The organism is Ramlibacter sp., assembly GCF_035706265.1.
Taxonomy (GTDB): Bacteria; Pseudomonadota; Gammaproteobacteria; order Burkholderiales; family Burkholderiaceae_C; genus Ramlibacter.
Map to the genome: position 1 here is coordinate 1 of NZ_DASSVG010000468.1, position 5,788 is coordinate 5,788.

The 5,788-nt window shown below is 70.2% G+C and carries 6 protein-coding genes; 3 read left to right on the forward strand and 3 right to left on the reverse strand.

Features of this window, described 5'->3' with window-relative positions:
- On the reverse strand, window positions 1-293 hold a 293-nt coding region (locus VFM98_RS16855; RefSeq protein WP_325111056.1), incomplete at its 3' end, for a DUF2917 domain-containing protein.
- A 126-nt stretch (window positions 294-419) separates the two neighbouring features.
- Here VFM98_RS16855 and VFM98_RS16860 point away from each other — a divergent pair.
- Window positions 420-1,403: a LysR substrate-binding domain-containing protein gene (locus tag VFM98_RS16860; RefSeq protein WP_325111057.1), complete on the forward strand. Its 984-nt coding sequence runs from the start codon at window positions 420-422 to the stop codon at window positions 1,401-1,403.
- Between the two features lie 132 nt (window positions 1,404-1,535).
- Here VFM98_RS16860 and VFM98_RS16865 read toward each other — a convergent pair whose 3' ends face one another.
- Window positions 1,536-2,138, reverse strand: a complete 603-nt coding sequence (locus VFM98_RS16865) for a 5-formyltetrahydrofolate cyclo-ligase (RefSeq protein WP_325111058.1) — start codon at window positions 2,136-2,138, stop codon at window positions 1,536-1,538.
- Between the two features lie 9 nt (window positions 2,139-2,147).
- Between VFM98_RS16865 and VFM98_RS16870 the strand changes: the two genes are divergently transcribed.
- Window positions 2,148-4,154, forward strand: a complete 2,007-nt coding sequence (locus VFM98_RS16870; RefSeq protein ID WP_325111059.1) for a lytic transglycosylase domain-containing protein — start codon at window positions 2,148-2,150, stop codon at window positions 4,152-4,154.
- A gap of 1 nt (window position 4,155) precedes the next feature.
- A complete protein-coding gene (locus tag VFM98_RS16875) occupies window positions 4,156-4,665 on the forward strand; it encodes an MgtC/SapB family protein (protein WP_325111060.1) in 510 nt (169 codons plus the stop codon).
- A gap of 26 nt (window positions 4,666-4,691) precedes the next feature.
- On the opposite strand, the gene VFM98_RS16880 is transcribed toward VFM98_RS16875, so the two are convergent.
- The coding region (locus tag VFM98_RS16880; RefSeq protein ID WP_325111061.1) for an amidase at window positions 4,692-5,788 on the reverse strand (1,097 nt) is incomplete at its 5' end.

Consider the following 5,788-nt stretch of genomic DNA (forward strand, 5'->3'; position numbering starts at 1 on the left):
ACCGGATCCCAGGCGAAGTACGAGGCGTCCGCCGTCAGCCAGGACTCGATCACGACGCGCTCGCCGGCGCGCACGTACATCGAGCGGCCCGCTTCCAGCATGTGGTCGCCGGCGTCGTCGGGCGTGCGGCCGTGTGGGCCGTCCTTGGTGGCCCAGAGGCGGCCGCTGGCGACGCGCAGGATGCCGTCGGTGGCCGGCCGCAACGTGATCGCGCGGCCGTGGGCCAGCTTCCAGGTGCCCGGCAGCGGCTGGGCGGCGGTGGCGGAAGGCAGGACGGCGGGGCGGTCGTTCATGGTCGGCTCCAGGGGTGCTGCAGGCGTGCAGCGATGGCTTTTCGGAATGGAATGATCCTGCGCCCACGCTTGGCGGTCCAATGAAATCCGGCTACGCTTTTGATTCTCGTACCGCATCAATCGCCCATGCAGCATTCGCAGACCCACCTGCGCACCCGCCCGATTTCCGCCGGCCACCTGCGCGCCTTCGAGGCCGTCGCCCGGCACCTGAACTTCCGCGCCGCCGCCGAGGAGATGGCGCTCACGCAGTCGGCCGTCAGCCGCCAGATCCAGGCCCTGGAAGAGGAGGTGGGCGTGAGCCTGTTCCTGCGCCACACGCGCGCGGTGGAGCTCACGAGCGCGGGCACCCAGCTGCTGATGGCCGTGTCGCAGTCGCTGCCGCGCATCGACGGCGCCGTGCGGCAGATCCGCCAGAGCGCCGGCCGGCGCTCGGTGTCGATCACCACCTTCGCCTCCTTCGCTTCGATGTGGCTGATCCCGCGGCTGGAGCAGTTCCAGAAGGACCACCCCGGCATCGACATCCGCATCGACGCCAGCGACGCCAAGGTGGACCTGGAACTGGCCGACGTCGACCTCGCCCTGCGCTACGGCCCCAAGACGACCATGCCGCCGCAGGCGATCCGCCTGTTCGGCGAGCAGCTCACGCCGGTGGTGAGCCCCTGGCTGCTGAAGACGGGGCCGGCGCTGCAGAAGCCGGCGGACATGGCGCAGTTCGCGCTGATCGAGGCCGGCGACGCCCACCACACGCACCTGGCGTGGCTGACGTGGCGGCGCTGGTTCGACGAGCACGGGCTGCACAAGCTGCAGCCGCTGCGCTGGCTCTATTTCAACTACGCCTACCAGATGGTGCAGGCGGCGCTCACCGGCCAGGGCGTGGTGCTGGCGCGCCTGCCGCTGGTGGCCGAAAGCCTGGCCAACGGCGACCTGGTGGAGCCGCTGCCCAAGCTGCGGCTGGATTCGCCCATGGCCTACTGGCTGCTCGTGGGCCCGCGCAGCGCCCAGCGGCCCGAAATCAAGGCCTTCTGCGACTGGCTGATGGTCCAGAGCCGCATCACCCGCCAGACCATCGGCGAGGTGCCGGACCCGGACACGGTGGACCAGCTGGATTGAACAACCGAACTTCCGGACGCAGAGGACGCAAAGGGTACGCAGAGAACGCAAAAGAAGCCTTCTAAAGCTTTCTCTGTCTTTTTTGCGTCCTTTGCGTATCTTTCGCGTCCTCTGCGTCCGGATGTCCGGTTTTCAGTCCTCGTCCCCCAGTGAAATCGGCCAAACCACCCCCAGCTCATTGAGCATGGCGTCGAGTGCGACGTCGTGCGCTTCGGGCTCCAGGTCCGGCAGGAAGCCGGCGGCGAAGCCCAGGCCCACGGTGAAGGGGCGCGGCTGCAGCTGAGCCAGCGTGCGGTCGTAGAAGCCGCCGCCGTAGCCCAGCCGGTAGCCGCCCGCCCCGTAGCCGACGCACGGGATGAACAGCAGCGTGGGCTGCACCACCTCCGTGTCCTTGGGTTTCGGGATCCCGAACGCATCTTCCTCCATCGGGCAGCCGGGGAACCATGCGTGGAACTTCAGGGTCCTAGTGGCTTTGTCCATGACGGGAAGCCCGATGCGGCGCATCTGCGGTTCGTCCAGCAGTTCGCCGTCTTCCTTCCATCGGTGCAGCGCCGGAAGCGGGTCGAACTCCCCCTTGATCGGCCAATAAGCGCCGATGATGGTGTCGGGCCGGCCTACGAGCCAGATCCGCATCACGCGCTGGAGAAGTTCCGCGCGGTGTAGGCGATCCGGCATGTTCAGGCGTTGCTCGATCAGGCGCTGTCGCAGAGATCTTTTTTGTTCCGACCTGTCCATACATTTCCGATGAAGTTGAGAACGATTCTGGCATCCCTGGCCATCGCGCTCGTCGGCTGCGTCCAGGCGCAGCCCCAGAACCAGCTGCGCGACGACGTCCTGCTGGAGATGCAGCAGGCCTTTCGCCAGGGCGACAAGGCCAAATTGGCGCAGTTGCTGCCGCAGGCCCAGGGCCACGTGCTGGAGCCCTGGGCGGTGTACTGGGAGCTGAAGAACCGCCTCGAGACCGCCAACCCGGCGGAGGTGCAGCAGGCCCTGGCCCGCATTGCCGGCACCTACCAGGAAGACCGCCTGCGCAACGACTGGCTGCTGCTGCTGGGCGAAAACCGCCAGTGGGACCTGTTCGCGCAGGAGTATCCGAAATTCCGCATGCGCGACGACCGCGAGGTGCGCTGCTACGCCCTGCTGGCGCAAAGCCTGCGCGAGGGCGCCGGCACGCCGCCCGAGGTGGCGGAGGAAGTGCGCAGGCTGTGGCTTGGCCAGCGCGGCGCCGAGGATGGCTGCACCAGCGCCGCCGCCCACCTGGTGGAAACCGGCCACGGCGGCCGCAAGCTGACCAAGGCCGACGCCTGGCGCAAGGCCCGCCAGGCGATGGAGGCCGGACGCACCAGCGCCGTGAAGGCGGCGGTGGAGATCGCCTCCACGCCGGCCTCCCTGAAGCTGCTGAACGAGGTGAACGCGGCCCCGTCCAAGTTCCTTTTGAGCAAGGTCACGGCCGTCTCGCGCGCCCGGCGCGAGCTGGTGGGCCTGGCCCTCATCAAGCTGGCCACTTCCGACGTCGAGCACGCCGCCGCGCAGCTCGAAAGCAAGTGGGGCCCGCAGATGAACCCGGAGGAGCGCGACTGGGTCTGGGCCGTCATCGGCCACCAGGCAGCGCTGCGGCTCGATCCGAACGCCGACGCGTACTACGCGCGCGTCAAGCACGACAAGTTCCTGAGCGACGAGCTGCTGCAGTGGAAGGTGCGCGCCGCCCTGCGCGCACCCAAGGGCATCGCCTGGAAGAACATCCTCGAGGCGGTGGACGCCATGTCGGAGAGCGCCCAGGCCGATCCGGCCTGGACCTACTGGCGCGCCCGCGCCGTGATGGCCACCGCCAAGGGCGGCGGGCAACTCACCGAGGCGGTCAAGCTGCTGCAAGGCATCGCCTCGCCCACCGGCTTCTACGAGCAGCTGGCGCTGGAGGAACTGGGGCAGAAGATCGACGTGCCGGCCAAGCCGGCGCCGCTCACCGACGAGGAGAAGAAGGCCGCCCGGCAGGATCCGGGCCTCAACCGCGCGCTCTACGCGATCTCCATCGGCCTGCGCTCCGAAGGCACGCGCGAGTGGAACTACACCACCAACCTGCACACCCCCGGCGGCATGGAAGACCGGGCCCTGCTGGCCGCGGCCCAGTACGCCTGCGAGCGCGAGGTGTGGGACCGCTGCATCAACACGAGCGAGCGCACCAAGGCCGAATTCGATGCCGAGCAGCGCTTCCCGATGCCGTTCCGCGAGGCCGTGATCAAGCGCAGCAAGGAGATCGCGCTCGACCCGGCCTACGTCTACGGCCTGATCCGGCAGGAAAGCCGCTTCGTGATGAATGCCCGCTCGGGTGTCGGCGCCTCCGGCCTGATGCAGGTAATGCCGGCCACGGCCCGCTGGACGGCCAAGAAGCTGGGCCTGCCCGGCTTCCACCCCGACCAGCTGCACGACCGCGACACCAACATCGCGATCGGCACCGGCTACCTGAAGTTCGTGCTGGAGGACTTCGGCGGCTCGATGCCGATGGCCGCGGCCGCCTACAACGCCGGCCCGAGCCGGCCGCGCAACTGGCGCAACGGCCCGGTGCTGGAGGGCGCCGCCTGGGCCGAGACGGTGCCCTTCGGCGAGACGCGCGACTACGTCAAGAAGGTCGTGTCCAACGCCACCTTCTATGCGGCGCTGCTCACGGGGCAGCCGCAGTCGCTGAAGGCGCGCCTGGGCAGCGTCGGCCCGCGCGATCTCGCGCAGCCGGAGCCGAACGCCGAGCTGCCTTGAGATGAGCGACGCCGGCGGGGTCGTCCTGCGGACGCTGGTCGAGGAGTTCTCCGACCTCGACGACCTGGAGCAGGTCACGCGGCTCGTCGCCCGCCTCGTGCTCGCCGCCCTCCTCGGCGGCCTGCTGGGCCTCCAGCGCGAGCGCCACGGCAAGGCCGCCGGCGTGCGCACCCACATGCTGGTGGCGGCGAGCTCCGCCCTGTTCGTGCTGGTGCCGCTGCAGATGGACATGGACGACCAGGCCGTCAGCCGCGTGCTGCAGGGGCTGCTGGCCGGCATCGGCTTTCTCTGCGCCGGTGCGATCCTGAAGCTGGAACGCGAAGAACAGGTCCACGGCCTGACCACCGCCGCCGGCGTCTGGATGACGGCGGCGATCGGCGTGGCGGCCGGCCTGGGGCGCGAGATGACGGCCGTGGTCAGCACGCTGCTGGTGCTGGGCATCCTCGCGCTCGAGGGCCCGATGCGGCGCATCGGCCTGCGCCGCGGTTCGGCCTCGGACGCGGATGATTAGGAGCCGGGCCGCAGGGAAACGGCCCCTCAGGCCGCCAGCGGCGGTCGGCGCAGGTGCCAGTCGGTCGCCTGCTGCAGCGCCCAGCCGATGCGCAGCGCCAGCGCCTCCTCGTTGCCGCGGCAGACGATCTGCAGCGAGGTCGGCAGGCCGCGCGCATCGCTGCCATTGGGCAGCGCCAGCGCCGTGAGGTCCAGGTAGTTGGCGAAGCGCGTGTAGTGCGCGGGCGCCTTGGCCTGGTCCACTTCCTCCAGCGGCACCGCAGTCGTCATCGTCGTCGGCGTCAGCAGGGCGTCGATGCCCTGCATGGCGGCGGCGAACTGCTGCTTCATCGTGTCGCGCATGCGCAGCGCCTCGATGTACTCGCGCGCGCTCAGCGTGCGGCCGGCCGCGATGCGGGGCCGCACGTGCGGATCGAGCGGCGCCGCCTCGTCGTCGATCAGTTCGTGGTAGAGCGTGTAGCTCTCCGCCGCCATGATGCGCAGGTTGTGCGCGGCCACGTCGGCGAAGGCGAACGGCAGCTCGATCGGCACGATCTCCGCGCCCAGCTCCTCCAGTTCGGCCAGCGACGCGTCGTAGGCCTGCAGCACCTCCGCCGAGGCGAAGCGGCGCTCGGCCTCCGGCATGCGCGCAAGGCGCAGGCCGCGGATGCCGCGCTTGAGCGTGGCCAGCGGGTCGGCGTAGGGCAGCCCGCGCGTGAGCGGATCCAGCGGGTCGGGCCCCTGCATCACGGCGTACAGCAGCGCGGCATCCTCCACCGAGCGGGCCATCGGGCCGGGCGTGTCGAGCGTCGGGCTCAGGGGCAGCACGCCGTACGTGCTGACGCGCCCGATGGTCGTCTTCAGGCCGGTGATGCCGCACCAGGAGGCCGGCAGGCGCACCGAGCCGCCGGTGTCGGTGCCCACGGCCCAGGGCGCGAGCCCCGCGGCGACGGCCACACCCGAGCCGCTGCTGGAGCCGCCCGGCGTGCGGGCGCGCTCCGCATCCCACGGATTCCAGGGCGTGCCGCGGCGGCTGTTGGTGCCCCAGCCGCCCATCGCGAATTCCACCGTGTGGGTCTTGCCCAGCACGATCATGCCCTGGGCGATCAGCTTGCGCGCCAGCGTCGCGGTGCGCTTCGCGACGC